We start from the raw sequence: 19,476 nt of genomic DNA on the forward strand, positions 1-19,476 counted from the left end.
TAAAAGTTGATATCACCACAGGAATCGGTTGCGAGACCGCCCGGCGTCGCGGCGGTTATCCAGACATTTCTCAACCTTCTTTTCATAATTCCTCCATTTTTACGGCCCCTTCCCTCACTAAACTAGTATCATTCAGCGAAACGCTTCAGGATGAGACCGTAAACTAATGAAAGGCAGTAACATACGTCGTTGGGGCGCCGCGCTGGCGGTAGTGATGATCGCCGGAGCCGCCTACTGGTTCTGGCACGATCGTGGAACGAGCAGCAGCAGCGCTCCCGCCGCCGGGCAAGGCCCACAGGGGCCGGGCGGCGCGCGCCATGGCCGTTTCGGCGGCGCGCTGGCGCCGGTGCAGGCGGCGACCGCGACCGAACAAGCGGTGCCGCGCTATCTCACCGGGCTGGGTACCGTGACGGCGGCCAATACCGTGACCGTGCGCAGCCGGGTCGACGGCCAGCTGCTGAGCCTTCACTTCCAGGAGGGACAGCAGGTCAAAGCCGGCGACCTGCTGGCGCAGATCGACCCCAGCCAGTTTAAAGTCGCCCTCGCCCAGGCGCAGGGTCAGCTGGCGAAAGATAACGCCACCCTGGCGAACGCCCGCCGCGATCTCGCCCGTTACCAGCAGCTGGTGAAAACCAATCTCGTCTCCCGCCAGGAGCTGGACACCCAGCAGTCGCTGGTGGTGGAATCCGCCGGCACCGTGAAGGCCGATGAAGCCGCCGTCGCCAGCGCCCAACTGCAGCTCGACTGGACGCGCATCACCGCGCCGATTGATGGCCGCGTCGGCTTAAAGCAGGTGGATATTGGCAACCAGATCTCCAGCGGAGATACCACCGGGATTGTGGTTCTCACCCAGACGCACCCGATCGATGTGGTCTTCACCCTGCCGGAAAACAGCATCGCCACGGTGGTGCAGGCGCAGAAAGCGGGCAAAGCGCTCAGCGTCGAAGCCTGGGATCGCACCAATAAGCAGAAAATCAGCGTCGGCGAGCTGCTGAGTCTCGACAACCAGATCGATGCCACCACCGGGACCATTAAGCTGAAGGCGCGCTTCAGCAATCTGGATGACGCGCTGTTCCCCAACCAGTTCGTTAACGCCCGCCTGCTGGTGGATACCGAAGAGAACGCGGTGGTGATCCCCGCCGCCGCCCTGCAGATGGGCAACGAAGGGCATTTTGTGTGGGTGCTGAACGACGAGAACAAGGTCAGCAAACACAGCGTGACACCCGGCATCCAGGACAGCCAGAAAGTGGTCATCAGCGCCGGGCTTTCCGACGGGGATCGCGTAGTCACCGACGGGATTGACCGTCTGACCGAGGGGGCGAAGGTGGAAGTTGTCACCGCCAGCGGCAGCGAGCAGGCGCAGCCCGCTCCGCGCCAGAGCGGTAAACACGGAGCGCGTTCCTGATGCAGGTGTTACCCCCAGGCCGCACCGGCGGCCCGTCCCGGCTGTTTATTATGCGTCCGGTCGCCACCACTTTGCTGATGGTGGCGATCCTGTTAGCCGGGATCATCGGCTACCGCTTCCTGCCGGTCTCCGCTCTGCCGGAAGTCGATTACCCGACCATTCAGGTGGTTACCCTCTATCCGGGCGCCAGCCCGGATGTGGTGACCTCCGCTATCACCGCCCCGCTGGAGCGCCAGTTCGGCCAGATGTCCGGCCTTAAGCAGATGTCGTCGCAAAGCTCTGGCGGCGCCTCGGTAGTCACGCTGCAGTTCCAGCTGACCCTGCCGCTGGACGTCGCCGAGCAGGAAGTGCAGGCGGCCATTAACGCCGCCACCAACCTGCTGCCGAGCGATCTGCCCAACCCGCCGGTGTACAGCAAGGTGAACCCGGCGGATCCGCCGATCATGACCCTCGCCGTCACCTCCTCCGCGATCCCGATGACCCAGGTAGAGGACATGGTGGAGACGCGGGTGGCGCAGAAGATCTCCCAGGTTTCCGGCGTCGGTCTGGTGACCCTCGCCGGCGGTCAGCGCCCGGCGGTGCGGGTGAAGCTTAACGCCCAGGCCATCGCCGCCCTCGGCCTGACCAGCGAAACCGTGCGTACCGCTATCACCAGCGCCAACGTTAACTCGGCGAAAGGCAGCCTCGACGGCCCGGCCCGCGCGGTGACGCTTTCCGCTAACGATCAGATGCAGTCCGCTGAGGATTATCGCCGGCTGATTATCGCTTATCAGAACGGGGCGCCGATCCGTCTCGGCGATGTCGCCAGCGTCGAACAAGGGGCCGAAAACAGCTGGCTCGGGGCGTGGGCCAACCAGCAGCGGGCCATCGTGATGAACGTCCAGCGTCAGCCGGGGGCCAACATCATCGACACCGCCGACAGCATTCGCCAGATGCTGCCGCAGCTCACCGAGAGCCTGCCGAAATCGGTGAAGGTGCAGGTCCTCTCCGACCGGACCACCAATATTCGCGCCTCGGTGCGCGACACCCAGTTTGAGCTGATGCTGGCCATCGCCCTGGTGGTGATGATCATCTATCTGTTCCTGCGCAATGTCCCGGCGACCATTATTCCCGGCGTCGCGGTGCCGCTGTCGCTGGTGGGCACTTTCGCGGTGATGGTGTTCCTCGACTTCTCGATCAATAACCTGACGCTGATGGCCCTGACCATCGCCACCGGCTTTGTGGTGGATGACGCCATCGTGGTGATCGAGAACATCTCGCGCTATATCGAAAAAGGCGAGAAGCCGCTGGCCGCCGCGCTGAAAGGCGCCGGGGAAATCGGCTTCACCATTATCTCCCTCACCTTCTCGCTGATCGCGGTGCTGATCCCGCTGCTGTTTATGGGCGATATCGTCGGCCGTCTGTTCCGCGAATTCGCCGTCACCCTTGCCGTCGCTATTCTTATCTCGGCGGTGGTCTCCCTGACCCTGACGCCGATGATGTGCGCCCGTATGCTAAGCCACGAATCGCTGCGCAAGCAGAACCGTTTCTCCCGGGCCAGCGAGCGCTTCTTCGAACGGGTGATCGCCGTCTATGGCCGCTGGCTGAGCCGGGTGCTGAACCATCCATGGCTGACGCTCGGCGTCGCGCTGAGCACCCTGGCGCTGTCGATTATCCTGTGGGTCTTTATCCCGAAAGGCTTCTTCCCGATCCAGGATAACGGCATTATTCAGGGCACCCTCCAGGCGCCGCAGTCGGTCTCCTTCGCCAGCATGGCCGAGCGCCAGCGGCAGGTGGCCAGCATTATCCTTAAGGACCCGGCCGTGGAGAGCCTGACCTCGTTCGTCGGCGTCGACGGCACCAACCCGGCGCTGAACAGCGCCCGTCTGCAGATCAACCTCAAGCCGCTGGATGAACGCGATGACCGCGTCCAGACGGTGATCAGCCGCCTGCAGCAGGCGGTGGACGGCGTCCCGGGCGTGGCGCTCTACCTGCAGCCGACCCAGGATCTGACCATCGACACCACGGTGAGCCGCACCCAGTACCAGTTCACCCTGCAGGCAAACTCCCTCGAGGCGCTGAGCACCTGGGTGCCGCCGCTGCTCAGCCGCCTGCAGGCCCAGCCGCAGCTGGCCGACGTCAGCAGCGACTGGCAGGACAAAGGCCTGGCCGCCTATATCAAGGTGGATCGCGACAGCGCCAGCCGCCTCGGCATCTCAATGGCCGATGTCGATAACGCGCTGTACAACGCCTTCGGCCAGCGGCTGATCTCCACCATTTACACTCAGGCGAATCAGTATCGCGTGGTGCTCGAGCAGGATACCGAGGCGACGCCGGGCCTGGCGGCGCTGGATAATATCCGCCTGACCAGCAGCGACGGCGGCATCGTGCCGCTGACCGCCATCGCCACGGTGGAGCAGCGTTTTACCCCGCTGTCGGTGAACCACCTCGATCAGTTCCCGGTGACCACCATCTCGTTTAACGTCCCGGACAACTATTCGCTGGGCGAAGCGGTGGACGCGATCCTCGCCGCCGAACAGTCGCTGGATTTCCCGACCGATATCCGCACCCAGTTCCAGGGCAGCTCGCTGGCCTTCCAGTCGGCGCTCGGCAGCACTGTCTGGCTGGTGGTCGCCGCGGTGGTGGCGATGTATATCGTGCTGGGGGTACTGTATGAAAGCTTTATCCATCCGATCACGATCCTCTCCACCCTGCCCACCGCCGGGGTCGGGGCGCTGCTGGCGCTGTGGCTGGCGGGCAGCGAGCTGGACGTGATCGCCATCATCGGCATCATTCTGCTGATCGGCATCGTGAAGAAGAACGCCATCATGATGATCGACTTCGCGCTGGCCGCCGAACGCGAACAGGGCATGCCGCCGCGGGAAGCGATCTACCAGGCCTGCCTGCTGCGTTTTCGGCCGATCCTGATGACGACCCTCGCCGCCCTGCTCGGCGCCCTGCCGCTGATGCTGAGCACCGGCGTCGGCGCGGAGCTGCGGCGTCCGCTGGGGATCGGCATGGTCGGCGGTCTGATGCTCAGCCAGGTGCTGACCCTGTTCACCACCCCGGTGATCTATCTGCTGTTCGACCGCCTGTCGCTGCACCTGAAGCGCCGCTTCCCGCGTCAGGAAGAGGAGGCGTAAGTGAAGTTTTTCGCCCTCTTCATTTACCGCCCGGTGGCGACGATCCTCATCTCGCTGGCCATCACCCTGTGCGGCATTCTTGGCTTCCGGCTGCTGCCGGTAGCCCCGCTGCCGCAGGTGGACTTCCCGGTGATCATGGTTAGCGCCTCGCTGCCGGGAGCCTCCCCGGAAACCATGGCCTCGTCGGTGGCCACCCCGCTGGAACGCTCCCTGGGACGGATAGCCGGGGTCAATGAGATGACCTCCTCCAGTTCGCTGGGCAGTACGCGCATCATTCTTGAGTTTAACTTCGACCGCGATATCAACGGCGCGGCGCGCGACGTTCAGGCGGCGATCAACGCCGCGCAAAGCCTGCTGCCGAGCGGGATGCCCAGCCGGCCGACCTACCGCAAAGCCAACCCGTCGGATGCGCCAATCATGATCCTGACGCTGACCTCGGACACTTACTCCCAGGGTGAGCTGTATGATTTCGCCTCCACCCAACTGGCGCAGACCATCGCGCAGATTGACGGCGTGGGTGATGTCGACGTCGGCGGCAGCTCCCTGCCGGCAGTGCGCGTCGACCTCAATCCGCAGGCGCTGTTCAACCAGGGCGTGTCGCTGGACGCGGTGCGCACCGCCATCAGCGACGCTAACGTGCGCAAACCGCAGGGGGCGCTGGAGGACAGCGCGCACCGCTGGCAGGTGCAGACCAACGATGAGCTGAAGACCGCCGCCGACTATCAGCCGCTGATCGTCCACTACCAGAATGGCGCCGCAGTGCGACTGGGGGATGTCGCCACCGTCTCGGATTCGGTGCAGGACGTGCGCAACGCCGGGATGACCAACGCCAAACCGGCGATCCTGCTGATGATCCGCAAACTGCCGGAAGCCAATATTATCCAGACAGTGGACAGCATCCGCGCCCGCCTGCCGGAGCTGCAGCAGACCATTCCGGCGGCTATCGACCTGCAGATCGCCCAGGACCGCTCGCCGACCATCCGTGCTTCGCTGGAGGAGGTGGAGCAGACGCTGGTGATATCGGTGGCGCTGGTGATCCTCGTGGTGTTCCTGTTCCTGCGCTCGGGGCGCGCCACGCTGATCCCGGCCGTCGCCGTCCCGGTTTCCTTAATCGGCACCTTCGCCGCGATGTATTTGTGCGGCTTCAGCCTCAATAACCTGTCGCTGATGGCTCTGACCATCGCCACCGGCTTCGTGGTGGATGACGCTATCGTGGTGCTGGAGAATATCTCCCGCCATCTGGAAGCGGGGATGAAACCCCTGCAGGCGGCGCTGCAGGGGAGCCGCGAGGTCGGCTTTACCGTGCTGTCGATGAGCCTGTCGCTGGTGGCGGTGTTTCTGCCGCTGCTGCTGATGGGCGGCCTGCCCGGCCGCCTGCTGCGCGAGTTCGCCGTCACCCTGTCGGTGGCGATCGGCATCTCGCTGGCGGTGTCCCTCACCCTGACGCCGATGATGTGCGGCTGGCTGCTGAAAAGCGGTAAGCCCCACCAGCCGACGCGCAACCGCGGCTTTGGCCGCCTGCTGGTGGCCGTGCAGGGCGGCTATGGGAAATCGTTAAAATGGGTGCTCAGGCACAGCCGGCTGACCGGCCTGGTGGTGCTCGGCACCATCGCCCTCAGCGTCTGGCTCTACATTTCGATCCCGAAAACCTTCTTCCCGGAGCAGGACACCGGGGTGCTGATGGGCGGCATTCAGGCCGACCAGAGCATCTCCTTCCAGGCGATGCGCGGCAAGCTGCAGGACTTTATGAAGATCATTCGTGAAGATCCGGCGGTGGATAACGTCACCGGCTTTACCGGCGGCTCGCGGGTCAACAGCGGGATGATGTTTATCACCCTCAAGTCGCGCGACCAGCGCCACGAGACGGCGCAGCAGGTGATCGACCGGCTGCGCAAAAAGCTGGCCAACGAGCCCGGGGCCAACCTGTTCCTGATGGCGGTGCAGGATATTCGCGTCGGCGGCCGGCAGTCGAACGCCAGCTATCAGTACACCCTGCTGTCCGACGACCTGTCGGCGCTTCGCGAGTGGGAGCCGAAGATCCGCAAAGCGCTGGCGGCGCTGCCTGAGCTGGCGGACGTCAACTCGGATCAGCAGGACAATGGCGCCGAAATGGACCTGGTCTATGACCGGGACACGATGTCGCGCCTCGGCATCAGCGTCCAGGACGCCAACAACCTGCTGAACAACGCCTTCGGCCAGCGGCAAATCTCCACCATCTACCAGCCGCTCAACCAGTACAAGGTGGTGATGGAGGTGGATCCGGCCTACACCCAGGACGTCAGCGCCCTCGACAAGATGTTTGTTATCAATAGCGAGGGCAAGCCGATCCCGCTGGCTTATTTCGCCAAATGGCAGCCGGCCAACGCCCCGCTGTCGGTGAACCACCAGGGGCTGTCGGCGGCGTCCACTATCTCCTTTAACCTCCCCACCGGCCGCTCGCTGTCGGAAGCCAGCGACGCCATTAACCGCACGATGACCCAGCTCGGGGTGCCGTCGAGCGTGCGCGGCTCCTTTGCCGGTACCGCTCAGGTGTTCCAGCAGACCATGAACGCGCAGGTGATCCTGATCCTCGCGGCCATCGCCACGGTCTATATCGTGCTGGGGATGCTGTATGAGAGCTATGTGCATCCGTTGACCATCCTCTCGACGCTGCCCTCCGCCGGAGTGGGCGCCCTGCTGGCGCTGGAGATATTCGATGCCCCGTTCAGCCTAATCGCCCTTATCGGGATCATGTTATTAATTGGCATCGTGAAGAAAAACGCCATCATGATGGTTGATTTTGCCCTTGAGGCGCAGCGCACCGGCAATCTGGCGCCGGAAGAGGCGATTTTCCAGGCCTGCCTGCTGCGTTTCCGGCCGATTATGATGACCACCCTGGCGGCGCTGTTCGGCGCCCTGCCGCTGGTGCTCTCCGGGGGCGATGGCTCTGAGCTGCGCCAGCCGCTGGGGATCACCATCGTCGGCGGTCTGGTGATGAGCCAGCTGTTAACGCTCTACACCACGCCGGTGGTCTATCTTTTCTTTGACCGTTTGCGGCTGCGTTTTTCGCGTCACTCCTCTCAACCGGTAAGCGAATAACATGACAGACCTCCCGGCCAGCGTGCGCTGGCAGCTATGGATAGTGGCGTTCGGCTTCTTTATGCAGTCGCTGGACACCACCATCGTTAACACCGCCCTCCCCTCGATGGCCAAAAGCCTCGGGGAGAGCCCGCTGCATATGCATATGATCATCGTCTCCTATGTCCTGACGGTGGCGGTCATGCTGCCGGCCAGCGGCTGGCTGGCCGACCGGGTTGGGGTGCGCAATATCTTCTTCACCGCCATCGTGCTGTTTACCGCCGGGTCGCTGTTTTGCGCCCAGGCCAGCACCCTTGACCAGCTGGTGATGGCGCGGGTGCTGCAGGGCGTCGGCGGCGCGATGATGGTGCCGGTCGGTCGCCTGACGGTGATGAAGATCGTCCCGCGCGATCAGTACATGGCGGCGATGACCTTCGTGACGCTGCCAGGTCAGGTCGGCCCGCTGCTCGGCCCGGCGCTGGGCGGGGTGCTGGTGGAGTACGCCTCCTGGCACTGGATCTTCCTCATCAATATCCCGGTGGGGATCATCGGCGCCATCGCCACCCTCTGCCTGATGCCCAACTACACCCTGCAGACCCGGCGCTTCGATCTCTCCGGCTTTCTGCTGCTGGCCGCCGGGATGGCGACCCTGACCCTGGCGCTCGACGGTCAGAAAGGACTCGGTATATCGTCACGCTGGCTGGCGGGGCTGGTGGCCATCGGCCTCGCCGCCCTGCTGCTGTACCTGTGGCACGCCCGCGGTAACGCCCGGGCGCTGTTCAGCCTCGACCTGTTTCGTAACCGCACCTTCTCCCTCGGCCTCGGCGGCAGCTTCGCCGGACGCATCGGCAGCGGCATGCTGCCGTTTATGACTCCGGTGTTTCTGCAGATCGGCCTCGGCTTTACCCCCTTCCACGCCGGGCTGATGATGATCCCGATGGTGCTCGGCAGCATGGGCATGAAGCGGATCGTGGTCCAGGTGGTCAACCGCTTTGGCTACCGCCGCGTACTGGTCGTCAGCACCCTGGGCCTGGCCGCCGTCAGTCTGCTGTTTATGTTTAGCGCCCTGGCCGGCTGGTATTACGCGTTGCCGCTGGTCCTGTTTCTGCAGGGGATGATCAACTCCAGTCGATTCTCCTCGATGAATACCCTGACGCTGAAAGATCTCCCGGACGATTTGGCCAGCAGCGGCAACAGTCTGCTGTCGATGGTGATGCAGCTGTCGATGAGTATCGGCGTAACCATCGCCGGGCTGCTGCTGGGGCTGTATGGCCAGCAGCATATGAGCCTCGACGCCGCCAGCACCCATCAGGTCTTTCTCTATACCTATCTGAGCATGGCGACGATCATCGCCCTCCCGGCGCTCATTTTTTCCCGGGTACCGGATGACGTCGGCAGTAATACCGTCATCCGTCGACGCAACAGGAGTGGATCGTGAAATTTTGGCGCCCGGGCATTACCGGTAAGCTGTTCCTCGCTATTTTCGCCACCTGCATCGTGCTGCTGATCAGCATGCACTGGGCGGTACGTATCAGTTTCGAACGTGGGTTTATCGACTACATCAAGCGCGGTAATGAGCAGCGGTTAACCATGCTCGGCGACGCGCTGAGTGAGCAGTATGCCCAGCACGGCAGCTGGGCGTTTCTGCGCAACAACGACCGCTTTATCTTCCAGCTGCTGCGCACCTTCGAACGGGACAACGACGACCGCTCGCCGCCGGGACACGGCATGAAGCCGGGTCCGATGGAGGGTCAGGGGCCAGATGGGCCACCGCCGGATGGGCCGCCCGACGGCCCCAGCGACACCCCGCCGCCGAGGCCGGAAATGCCGCCCCACGGCTGGCGCACCATGTTCTGGGTGGTTGATCAGTCGGGCCGCGTGCTGGTGGGGCCCCGTGAGCGCGTACCGGAGGACGGCACCCAGCGCAGCATTATGGTCAACGGCGTGGAGGTAGGCAAAGTGATCGCCTCGCCGGTAGAGCGGCTGACGCGCAATACCGATATTAACTTCGACCGGCAGCAAAAGCGCACCAGCTGGCTGATTGTCGCCCTTGCCACCCTGCTTGCCGCGCTGGCCACCTTTCCGCTGGCCCGCGGCCTGCTGGCGCCGGTGAAGCGGCTGGTGGAAGGCACCCATAAGCTGGCGGCGGGCGACTTTTCCACCCGCGTGACGGTGACCGGCGGCGACGAGCTCGGCCGCCTGGCGCAGGATTTCAACCAGCTCGCCAGCACCCTGGAGCGCAACCAGCAGATGCGTCGCGACCTGATGGCCGATATCTCCCATGAACTGCGCACCCCGCTGGCAGTGCTGCGCGGCGAGCTGGAAGCGATTCAGGACGGGGTCCGGCGCTTCACCCCCGAGTCCATCCCCTCCCTGCAGGCCGAGGTGGCTACCCTCACCAAGCTGGTGGACGACCTCCATCAGCTGTCGATGTCCGATGAGGGGGCGCTGGCCTACCAGAAAACGTCGCTGGATATCATCACCCTGCTGGAGGTGGCCGCGGGCGCTTTTCGCGAGCGCTTCGCCAGCCGGCAGCTGAGTATTCAGGTGTCGTTCCCGGAGCAGGCGATGATCTTCGGCGACCGCGACCGCCTGATGCAGCTCTTCAACAATCTGCTGGAGAACAGCCTGCGCTATACCGACAGCGGCGGCAGCCTGCTGATCACCGCCAGCCGCAGCGGCCGGATGCTGGTGATCGACTTTGCCGACAGCGCCCCCGGGGTCAGCGATGAGCAGCTGGCCCGCCTGTGCGAGCGCTTTTACCGGGCGGAAGGATCGCGCAACCGCGCCAGCGGCGGCTCCGGCCTCGGGCTGGCGATTTGCCTCAATATTGTCGCGGCCCACGGCGGCACCCTGCGTGCCGACCATTCGCCTTTTGGCGGGGTTAGCATTAAAGTTGAGTTACCTCTGGAACATGATTTACCGAGAGACGTATGACTGAATTGCCTGTAGATGAAAACACCCCACGCATTCTTATCGTGGAAGATGAACCGAAGCTCGGCCAGCTGCTGATTGATTATCTGCAAGCCGCCGGCTATGCGCCTACGCTGATTAACCACGGCGACAAGGTCCTGCCCTACGTTCGGCAGACGCCGCCGCACCTGATCCTGCTGGACCTGATGCTGCCCGGTACCGACGGTCTGACGCTGTGCCGGGAAATTCGCCGCTTCTCCGACGTTCCGGTGGTGATGGTGACGGCGAAAATCGAAGAGATCGACCGACTGCTGGGGCTGGAGATTGGCGCCGACGACTATATCTGCAAGCCCTACAGCCCGCGGGAAGTGGTCGCCCGGGTGAAAACCATCCTCCGCCGCTGCAAGCCGCAGCGCGATCTGCAGGCGCTGGACGCCCAGAGCCCGCTGATTGTCGATGAAAGCCGTTTTCAGGCCTCCTGGCGCGACAAGCTGCTGGACCTCACCCCCGCCGAGTTCCGGCTGCTGAAAACCCTCTCCCAGGAGCCGGGCAAGGTCTTCTCCCGCGAACAGTTGCTCAACCACCTGTATGACGATTATCGGGTTGTGACCGACCGCACCATCGACAGCCACATCAAAAACCTGCGGCGCAAGCTGGAGGCGCTGGACGCCGAGCAGTCGTTTATTCGCGCGGTGTATGGCGTTGGCTATCGCTGGGAAGCAGACGCCTGCCGACTGGCGTAGTTAGCCTTTTCCCGGCTCGCGCTGCGCTTAGCCGGGCTACACGTTCACCGCCATCTGCACACCGTAGCCCGGGTAAGGTGTTTACGCCGCAACCCGGGGAATTCCATAGAGCCTATCCCACCAGGCGTTATGAGTGCGGTCAGTGTCAGCACTGCCCAGGTTCAAAATGGCAAACAAATTAGCCATACTGAAAGATATCCATCCGATATTTACTCCCCTTCGCCGCGGCGCTACAATGCCCGCCCTTAATGTGGGGACACTCCCCAACTCGCCGCGCCAGGTGCGGCGAATCTGACCTGTCATCAGAACGAGAACACCATGTTTAAACCAGAACTCCTCTCCCCGGCGGGAACGCTGAAGAATATGCGTTACGCTTTCGCCTATGGCGCCGATGCCGTTTATGCCGGCCAGCCGCGCTACTCGCTGCGCGTGCGTAACAACGAATTCAATCACGAAAATCTGCAGCTCGGCATCAATGAAGCCCACGCGCTGGGTAAAAAATTCTATGTGGTGGTCAACATCGCCCCGCATAACGCCAAGCTGAAAACGTTTATTCGCGATCTGAAGCCGGTGGTGGAGATGGGGCCGGACGCGCTGATCATGTCCGATCCGGGTTTAATCATGCTGGTGCGGGAACACTTCCCGGAGATGCCGATCCATCTTTCAGTGCAGGCCAACGCCGTCAACTGGGCGACGGTCAAATTCTGGCAGCAGATGGGCCTGACCCGTGTGATCCTCTCCCGTGAACTGTCGCTGGATGAAATCGAAGAGATTCGCCGCCAGGTGCCGGAGATGGAGATCGAGATTTTCGTCCACGGCGCACTGTGCATGGCCTACTCCGGCCGCTGCCTGCTCTCCGGGTATATCAACAAGCGCGACCCGAACCAGGGGACCTGCACCAACGCCTGCCGCTGGGAATACAACGTGGCGGAAGGCAAAGAGGACGACGTCGGTAACATCGTCCACAAATATGAGCCGATCCCGGTGCAGACCGTGGAGCCCACCCTCGGCATCGGCGCGCCGACCGATAAAGTCTTTATGATTGAGGAAGCCAAACGTCCGGGCGAGTACATGACCGCCTTTGAGGACGAGCACGGCACCTACATCATGAACTCGAAAGATCTGCGGGCTATCGCCCACGTTGAGCGTCTGACCCAGATGGGCGTTCACTCGCTGAAGATCGAGGGCCGCACCAAATCCTTCTACTATTGCGCGCGCACCGCTCAGGTTTACCGCAAGGCGATCGACGATGCCGCCGCCGGCAAACCATTCGATACCAGCCTGCTGGAGACCCTGGAAGGACTGGCCCACCGCGGGTACACCGAAGGCTTCCTGCGCCGCCATACCCATGACGATTACCAGAACTATGAGTACGGCTACTCCCTGTCCGAGCGCCAGCAGTTTGTCGGCGAATTCACCGGGGAGCGTAACGGCCCGCTGGCGGCCGTGGCGGTCAAAAATAAGTTCAGCGTCGGCGACAGCCTCGAGCTGATGACCCCGCAGGGTAACGTCAACTTTACCCTCGAGCATATGGAAAATGGCAAAGGTGAAGCCATGCCGGTGGCCCCGGGCGATGGCTATACCGTATGGTTGCCTGTGCCGGACGACCTGCCCCTGCAGTATGCGCTGCTGATGCGCAACTTTACTGGTCAGACAACCAGAAATCCGCACGGTAACTAGTTAATTTGCGTTATTTTTTCACGAAGTAAGGATATTAGAATCGGATCACATACCGTTTCGATCGAAACAGGTATCATCCATTTCGCTGAAAAACATAACCCATAAATGCTAGTTGTACCAGGAACCACCTCCTTAGCCTGCGTAATCTCCCTTACGCGGGCTTATTTTTTTGCCTCTCCTCCGGTCTTCGCTTTCGTCATGCGGTACACTTTATGCAACATTGCGCAATAAAGGTTCCCTTGATGATGTCTACGTTTCCTGCCAGCTTACTGATCCTTAACGGCAAAGGTGCCAATGAACCGCAGTTACGCGAGGCGGTTAACCTGTTACGCAACGAAGGGATCGATATTCACGTCCGCGTCACCTGGGAAAAGGGCGATGCCGTGCGGTTTATCGATGAGGCCCTGCAGCTGAACGTTGAAACGGTGATCGCCGGCGGCGGCGACGGCACCATTAATGAAGTGGCGACCGCGCTGGTGGAGCGCGGCAGCAAGATGGCGCTGGGGATTTTACCGCTGGGCACGGCGAACGACTTTGCCACCAGCGTCGGTATTCCGCAGGATCTGGCCAGCGCCCTCAAGCTGGCGATCGTCGGCCGCGATGTGCCGATAGATATCGCCCGGGTGAATGATAAAACCGGCTTTATTAATATGGCAACCGGCGGGTTCGGCACCCGGATCACCACCGAAACGCCGGAAAAACTCAAAGCCGCGCTCGGCGGTGTCTCTTATTTAATCCATGGTCTAATGCGTATGGATACCCTGAAGCCGGACCGCTGCGAGATCCGCGGGGAGAACTTTCACTGGCAGGGCGATGCGCTGGTCATTGGCATCGGCAATGGCCGCCAGGCCGGCGGCGGCCAGCAGCTGTGCCCGGAGGCGTTGATTAACGATGGTCTGCTGCATCTGCGCATTTTCACCGGCGAAGAGCTGATCCCTGCCCTGTTCAGCACCCTGGCGAATCCGGAAAACTCGCCGAATATTGTTGACGGAGTCTCCTCATGGTTTGAGATCACCGCCCCCCATGAGATGACGTTTAACCTCGACGGCGAGCCGCTCAGCGGCAAAACCTTCCGTATGGAGCTGTTACCGGCGGCCCTGCGCTGCCGGCTGCCGCCCGACTGCCCGCTGCTACGTTGATCAGGCTTCGCAAAGCAAAGACGGCGCCCGGCTGGTATACAGCAGCCGGGTTCGTTGATTGAGCCTCTGAATGTTAAGGTAAAACGGCACCTGCGGCTGCAGGAAAAACCTGTGCAGGATATCGATCCAAACACCGCACTTACATTAATAGACGATATCTACAACCTCAAACCCCTATAATATCAAATAGTTAACCATTAAAATGGGCGCATCTGCCGTGAGACAATGCGCCATAAAGCTTAGTATTCCGCCACCTCGCGCGCCATTTCGCGCGTATATTGCCGACTGGCGTTAACCAGCATCTGCGAATAGGCCGTCCGCGCCTCGCCGCTGACCAGCGCATCGACCGTCAGGGTTTCGAGGATCTTCCCGTACTGCATCACCGCCACTTTCTGGCATAAGTGGGCAATAACCCCGAGATCGTGGGTGACCATCAGGTAAGTGAGCTTAGCCTCCCGCTGCAATTCTGCCAGCAGGTTAAGGATCTCAGCCTGCACCGACACATCCAGCGCCGACGTCGGCTCATCCAGCAGCAGCACCTGAGGCTCAAGAATCAGCGCTCTGGCTATCGCCACGCGCTGCCGCTGCCCGCCGGAGAGCTGATGCGGATAGCGCTCACGAAAGGCGCGGTTGAGGCCAACTTTATCCAGCAGCGCATTGATCCGCCGGTCGCGGTCGTTGATACGATGGATCTGAAGCGGCTCTTCGAGGATATCGCCAATGGTGTGACGGGGATGCAGCGATCCGTAGGGGTCCTGAAATACCATCTGCACCTGACGGCAGCGCTCGCGGCTAATTTCATGCCCTAAGGGCTGAGCATCGATGGTCAGTTCCCCCTGCCAGTGGGTAAACAGCCCCGCCAGGCACTTGAGCACCGTCGTTTTACCGGAACCGGACTCTCCTACCAGACCGTAGATCTCGCCGGGCTTAACGTGGAAACTGACGTCATACAGCACCTGGTTACGCTTCTCCCCCTCGCCAAACGCGAGGTTGAGATGTTGAACTTCAATCATTATCCGCTCCTTAATCCGTTAACCAGCTGGCCTGACGCTGCAGCACCGGCAGTATCGGGCGACGATGCTGCATATCCGGCAGCGAGTTAATCAATCCCTGAGTGTAGGGGTGACGGGCGTTATCGAGATCTTTAGCGGCGATGGACTCCACTACCCGTCCGGCGTACATCACCAGTACGCGGTCGCAGAAGCTGCGCACCAGGTTGATATCGTGGCTGATAAAAATCAGCCCCAGCCCGCGCGACTGAACCAGGTCATCCAGCAGGCCCAGCACCTGCAGGCGCACCGACACGTCCAGCGCGGAGGTGGGCTCATCGGCAATGATCAGTTCCGGGTCGGTAATCAGCATCATGGCGATCATGATGCGCTGCCCCTGTCCGCCGGATATTTCATGCGGATAAAGCTGATAAACGCGCTCCGGCTGGCGAATACGCACCACCTCCAGCATCTCCAGCGCCCTGGCTTTCGCCTCATCTTTGCGCCCGGGATGATGAGTAAGCCAGGCCTCGGCGATTTGCTTACCCACGCAGACCACCGGATTAAGCGAATATTTCGGGTCCTGCATAATCATAGAGATACGTTTGCCGCGTACGCCGCGCATCTGCGCTTCGCTAAGATGCTGCAGATCGAGGTCGGCAAACTGCATCCGGCTGGCGCTGACGCGGGCCTTTTTCGGATGCAGCTGCAGCAGCGCGCGCCCAACGGTGGACTTACCCGAACCGGACTCGCCGACAATGGCCAGCTTCTCATGCCCCAGCTGGAAGGAGACGCCGCGCACGGCGTGGGTCACCGCGCTACCGTTAACAAAGTCGACGCACAGATCGCGCACGTCGAGCAGCGGAGCATTATTCACTGCGGGGATCGAGGATGTCACGTAGGCCATCTCCTAAGAAGTTGAACGCTAAGCTATTGATCAGAATCGCCAGCCCCGGAATGGTTACGACCCACCAGCACTCCATCATATAAGTGCGCCCGCTGGAGATCATCGCTCCCCACTCCGGCTCTGGCGGCTGCGCGCCGAGGCCGAGAAAGCCGAGGCCGGCCGCGGTCAGAATGATCCCGGCCATATTCATGGTGATACGGATAATGACCGAGGGCAGACACAGCGGCACGATATGGCGCCAGAGGACGCGGGCCGATGAAGCGCCCTGCAGACGCACGGCGGAGATAAAATCGGCCTGGCGCAGAGAGAGCGTTTCGGCGCGCGCCAGACGGGCTATCGGCGGCCAGGCGGTCAGTGTGATGGCGATAACCACGTGCTCCAGCCCCGGTCCTAAAGCGGCGACAAACGCCAGCGCCAGGACCAGACTCGGGAAGGAGATGAAAATATCGGTGACGCGCATCAGCACCATATCGACTTTACCGCCGAAATAGCCAGCGCTGACGCCCAGCAGCAGCCCGAGCGGACCGACAGTCACCGAGACCAGCAGCACGATATAGAGCGTGATGCGGGAGCCGTACACCAGGCGACTAAAGATATCCCGGCCAAACTCATCGGTGCCGAACCAGTGCTGTGCATTCGGCGCGACCAGCGCACTATTCAGGTCCTGTACCAGCGGGTTATAAGGCGCAATCAGCGGCGCGAAAATCGCCACCACCAGCAGCAGAAAGATAATGCCTCCGCCGATGGCCGTGAGCGGATTGCGCGCCATTTTGCCGATAAACCCGACGGCCCGCGCCGCCGCGCGTTGCAGCCGCTGACGGCCTTCGCCCGCACCGCCCGAAAGCGGCGAATCTAGAGAAACGGTCATGATTTTGTCCTCGGGTCAAAGAATTGATACAGCATGTCGGAGAGCAGGTTGAGCATCACGAAGATCACGCCCACCAGCAGCACGCAGCCCATCACCGCATTCATATCGCCCAGCAGCAGGCTACCGGTAAGGTAGGAGCCGAAACCCGGCCATGAGAAGACGGTTTCAATCAGCACCGCGCCTTCCAGCAGCGCGCCGTAGGCCAGCGCCACTACCGTCAGCAGCTGCACGAGGATGTTACGAAACGCATGGTTCCAGATAACCTGACGCTCGGTCAGCCCTTTCACCCGCGCGGTAATAATGAACTCCTGCGACAGCTGGGCCAGCATAAAGCTGCGGGTCATACGGCTGATATAAGCCAGCGAGTGAAAACCCAGCAGCGAGGCGGGAAGAATCAGATGATTAATAGCGTTCCAGAACACCTGGCCGTTGCCTGCCAGCAGCGCATCAACGGTCATCAGGCCGGTGCGGCGCGGCACCACACCATCCAGCCCGAGATCTACCCTCCCGGCGCCGCCTACCCAGCCAAGCCAGGCATAGAACACCAGCAGTCCCATCATTCCGACCCAGAAGATCGGCGTCGAGTAGCCCGCCAGGCTGATAATGCGTACCACATAATCGGAGACGCTATTGCGCCGCGCCGCCGCCAACACGCCCAGCGGAATACCAAGACCCGCGCCGACAATAATCGCCATCGTTGCCAGCTCCATGGTGGCCGGGAAGACGCGGATAATATCGTCCACCACCGGTTTCCCGGTCAGCAGCGCGTTGCCCAGATCGCCGTGCAACAGGTTGACGAAATAGATGCCAAACTGGGTGGTCAGCGATTTATCAAACCCCAGCTGCTGGTAAACCTGCTGATAGGTACTCTGGTCAGCATCCGGGCCGACAATCGCCAGCACCGGGTCGATGGGCATGACGCGGCCAATGGTAAAGGTCAGCAGCAGCAGGCCGAACAGCGTAATCACCACCTGCAGCAGCCGTTTGGATAAGCGCCGGCCGCGTGAGCCGGGCGTAAGGATTGCGGTACTCATCCTTTCTCTCCTTCGCGGACTTTATAGACGTCACGCAGAAAAGTGGTGGCGGAGGGGTGCGGCTGATACTCCCGTACCTCGTTGCGCACGACGACCGAATCAACCATCTGCGAAAGCGGAATTAAAGCCGGAACCAGCTGGTCGTAGCGTGCCTGGATGGCCTGGTAGTCAGCCACCTGTTTTTGCGGATCGCGTTCCAGCAGGGCCTGGTCAATCATCGTATTAAGCTGCGGGTCGTAAAAACCGGTACGCCAGCCCTGGAAGTTGGTCAGACGCGCCTTATCGCTGTTATCCGGGTTATAGACCAGCGCGCGCAGGCTGGAGTGCGGATGCGGCTCCATCCCGCTGCCGCCGCGTCCCACCAGCAGATCAAATTTACGCTCGCGCATCGCGCCGTAGATCTGGTTACCAGTGCCGGTGATGATTTTGGCATTAATCCCCGCCTGCATCAGCGTCGACTGCACGGCGATAGCGATGTTAAGAAATGGCTGATCGGAGAGTACCCGCAGCGTGGTATCAAAGCCGTTGGGATATCCCGCTTCCGCCAGCAGCTTTTTCGCCCGCGGCACGTCCAGCTTATAGCCAGGGTCGGGCAGCGTGGACGGCATTCCCGCTTTGATAGGCCGCTGGTGCAGCACGCCGTAGCCCGGCATCAGCGCTTTATTGATACCCTGATAATCAATCAGATAGCGCACCGCCTCGCGCACTTTCGGATTGGCGAAGTGCGCCTCTTTCATGCTCATCGCCACGTAGTACATGGTGCCGCGCTGCACCGCATCGACGGTCAGCTGCGGGTCGCTGCGCAGGGCGTTGATATCGGAAACCGCCATGTTGTTGGCAATATCAAGGTCGCCTTTTTCGATCATCAGACGCAAGGTTTGCGACTCCTGGAAATGGCGCAGCACCACGCGGCTCATTTTCGCCTCGCCGCGCCAGTAGTCAGGATTACGCTTCATGCGCAGCACCTCTTTTGCCTGCCAGGTTTCCAGCGTAAACGGCCCGGAACCGGCTTCATGGGTGGTTAGCCAGCGGTTTCCCCAATCGTTATCCTGCTGGTGGCTTTGCACCGTTTTACTGTCCAGCACCCCGAGGTTGCCCAGCGCCGCCAGCGAGTAAATCACCAGTTGCGGATCGTTATCTTTGGGTAATACGATTTGCACCGTGAAGCGGTCCGGCGCGCTGACCTGGCTGTCGATATTTTTCTTACTGAAGCCATAGGATTTCCATACCGAGGCCTGGGCCAGGTTGAGGTGCAGGATGCGCCGCATTGACCACACGACGTCGGCGGCGGTCAGCGGGTTGCCGGAGTGAAACTTAACGTCATCGCGCAGATGAAAGGTCAGGGTTTTGCCGTCGGGGCTGATATCCCAGGATTTCGCCAGCGCGGGCTTAACGGTGGTGAGCTGCTCAGGGTCAAGCTCCACCAGCGAGTCGTAGAGGTTGACCACGATCCCCACCACTTCGTTACCGGTCATCGCCGCCGGGTCAAGGGTGAGCAGGTTATTCATATTCATCCCGATGATCAGCTGGTCGGGCGGGGTTTTCGCCACCGCCGCCCCGCTCCCCATCGACATGGCGAGCGCGAGAATACACGCTCCCAGTAAGGAGGTTTTTTTCAT

The 19,476-nt window shown here is 61.5% G+C and carries 13 protein-coding genes; 8 read left to right on the forward strand and 5 right to left on the reverse strand.

What is annotated here, in order from left to right:
- The first annotated feature begins 166 nt into the window (after positions 1 to 166).
- From CWM57_RS21955 to yegS, 8 genes are all read left to right on the forward strand, one after another.
- Positions 167 to 1,405 (forward strand): MdtA/MuxA family multidrug efflux RND transporter periplasmic adaptor subunit, encoded by a 1,239-nt coding sequence (locus CWM57_RS21955; protein WP_100676376.1) that lies wholly within the window; start codon positions 167 to 169, stop codon positions 1,403 to 1,405.
- Positions 1,405 to 4,527, forward strand: coding sequence for an MdtB/MuxB family multidrug efflux RND transporter permease subunit (locus CWM57_RS21960; RefSeq protein WP_012541066.1), 3,123 nt, complete (start codon positions 1,405 to 1,407; stop codon positions 4,525 to 4,527). The genes CWM57_RS21955 and CWM57_RS21960 overlap by 1 nt, the downstream gene beginning before the upstream one ends.
- Positions 4,528 to 7,605, forward strand: a complete 3,078-nt coding sequence (gene mdtC / locus CWM57_RS21965; protein WP_008804079.1) for a multidrug efflux RND transporter permease subunit MdtC — start codon at positions 4,528 to 4,530, stop codon at positions 7,603 to 7,605. It begins immediately after the preceding gene.
- Position 7,606: 1 nt separating this feature from the next.
- Positions 7,607 to 9,022 (forward strand): MFS transporter, encoded by a 1,416-nt coding sequence (locus CWM57_RS21970; protein ID WP_100676377.1) that lies wholly within the window; start codon positions 7,607 to 7,609, stop codon positions 9,020 to 9,022.
- Complete coding sequence (gene baeS / locus CWM57_RS21975; RefSeq protein WP_061153901.1) at positions 9,019 to 10,521, forward strand: two-component system sensor histidine kinase BaeS; 1,503 nt, start codon at positions 9,019 to 9,021, stop codon at positions 10,519 to 10,521. The genes CWM57_RS21970 and baeS overlap by 4 nt, the downstream gene beginning before the upstream one ends.
- A complete protein-coding gene (gene baeR, locus CWM57_RS21980) occupies positions 10,518 to 11,240 on the forward strand; it encodes a two-component system response regulator BaeR (protein WP_074388074.1) in 723 nt (240 codons plus the stop codon). The genes baeS and baeR overlap by 4 nt, the downstream gene beginning before the upstream one ends.
- A 318-nt stretch (positions 11,241 to 11,558) precedes the next feature.
- A complete protein-coding gene (gene yegQ, locus CWM57_RS21985; RefSeq protein ID WP_008804076.1) occupies positions 11,559 to 12,920 on the forward strand; it encodes a tRNA 5-hydroxyuridine modification protein YegQ in 1,362 nt (453 codons plus the stop codon).
- 242 nt (positions 12,921 to 13,162) lie between these two features.
- Positions 13,163 to 14,059: a lipid kinase YegS gene (gene yegS / locus CWM57_RS21990; RefSeq protein WP_165784240.1), complete on the forward strand. Its 897-nt coding sequence runs from the start codon at positions 13,163 to 13,165 to the stop codon at positions 14,057 to 14,059.
- 239 nt (positions 14,060 to 14,298) lie between these two features.
- Here yegS and CWM57_RS21995 read toward each other — a convergent pair whose 3' ends face one another.
- From CWM57_RS21995 to CWM57_RS22015, 5 genes are read right to left on the reverse strand one after another with little or no spacing between them, the layout of a single operon-like run.
- Positions 14,299 to 15,072, reverse strand: coding sequence for an ABC transporter ATP-binding protein (locus CWM57_RS21995; protein WP_100676378.1), 774 nt, complete (start codon positions 15,070 to 15,072; stop codon positions 14,299 to 14,301).
- A 10-nt stretch (positions 15,073 to 15,082) separates the two neighbouring features.
- Positions 15,083 to 15,946, reverse strand: a complete 864-nt coding sequence (locus CWM57_RS22000; protein WP_032736203.1) for an ABC transporter ATP-binding protein — start codon at positions 15,944 to 15,946, stop codon at positions 15,083 to 15,085.
- Complete coding sequence (locus CWM57_RS22005) at positions 15,918 to 16,823, reverse strand: ABC transporter permease (RefSeq protein ID WP_002912641.1); 906 nt, start codon at positions 16,821 to 16,823, stop codon at positions 15,918 to 15,920. The genes CWM57_RS22000 and CWM57_RS22005 overlap by 29 nt, the downstream gene beginning before the upstream one ends.
- Positions 16,820 to 17,857 carry an ABC transporter permease gene (locus tag CWM57_RS22010; protein ID WP_046881741.1) on the reverse strand — a complete coding sequence of 346 codons (1,038 nt, stop codon included), beginning with the start codon at positions 17,855 to 17,857 and terminating at the stop codon, positions 16,820 to 16,822. The genes CWM57_RS22005 and CWM57_RS22010 overlap by 4 nt, the downstream gene beginning before the upstream one ends.
- Positions 17,854 to 19,476, reverse strand: a complete 1,623-nt coding sequence (locus tag CWM57_RS22015; protein WP_100676379.1) for an ABC transporter substrate-binding protein — start codon at positions 19,474 to 19,476, stop codon at positions 17,854 to 17,856. Before CWM57_RS22015 ends, CWM57_RS22010 begins: the two co-directional genes overlap by 4 nt.

The organism is Klebsiella sp. G-Nf4 (assembly GCF_002810615.1).
Lineage (GTDB): Bacteria > Pseudomonadota > Gammaproteobacteria > Enterobacterales > Enterobacteriaceae > Klebsiella > Klebsiella variicola.

Bases quoted from the DNA above. Each gene is read 5' to 3' on its own strand.
- yegQ (WP_008804076.1), top strand. From the start codon at position 11,559: ATGTTTAAACCAGAACTCCTCTCCCCGGCGGGAACGCTGAAGAATATG.
- yegS (WP_165784240.1), top strand. From the start codon at position 13,163: ATGATGTCTACGTTTCCTGCCAGCTTACTGATCCTTAACGGCAAAGGT.
- CWM57_RS22015 (WP_100676379.1), bottom strand. From the start codon at position 19,476: ATGAAAAAAACCTCCTTACTGGGAGCGTGTATTCTCGCGCTCGCCATG.
- CWM57_RS22005 (WP_002912641.1), bottom strand. From the start codon at position 16,823: ATGACCGTTTCTCTAGATTCGCCGCTTTCGGGCGGTGCGGGCGAAGGC.
- CWM57_RS21960 (WP_012541066.1), top strand. From the start codon at position 1,405: ATGCAGGTGTTACCCCCAGGCCGCACCGGCGGCCCGTCCCGGCTGTTT.
- CWM57_RS22010 (WP_046881741.1), bottom strand. From the start codon at position 17,857: ATGAGTACCGCAATCCTTACGCCCGGCTCACGCGGCCGGCGCTTATCC.
- CWM57_RS21970 (WP_100676377.1), top strand. From the start codon at position 7,607: ATGACAGACCTCCCGGCCAGCGTGCGCTGGCAGCTATGGATAGTGGCG.
- baeR (WP_074388074.1), top strand. From the start codon at position 10,518: ATGACTGAATTGCCTGTAGATGAAAACACCCCACGCATTCTTATCGTG.
- CWM57_RS21995 (WP_100676378.1), bottom strand. From the start codon at position 15,072: ATGATTGAAGTTCAACATCTCAACCTCGCGTTTGGCGAGGGGGAGAAG.
- CWM57_RS21955 (WP_100676376.1), top strand. From the start codon at position 167: ATGAAAGGCAGTAACATACGTCGTTGGGGCGCCGCGCTGGCGGTAGTG.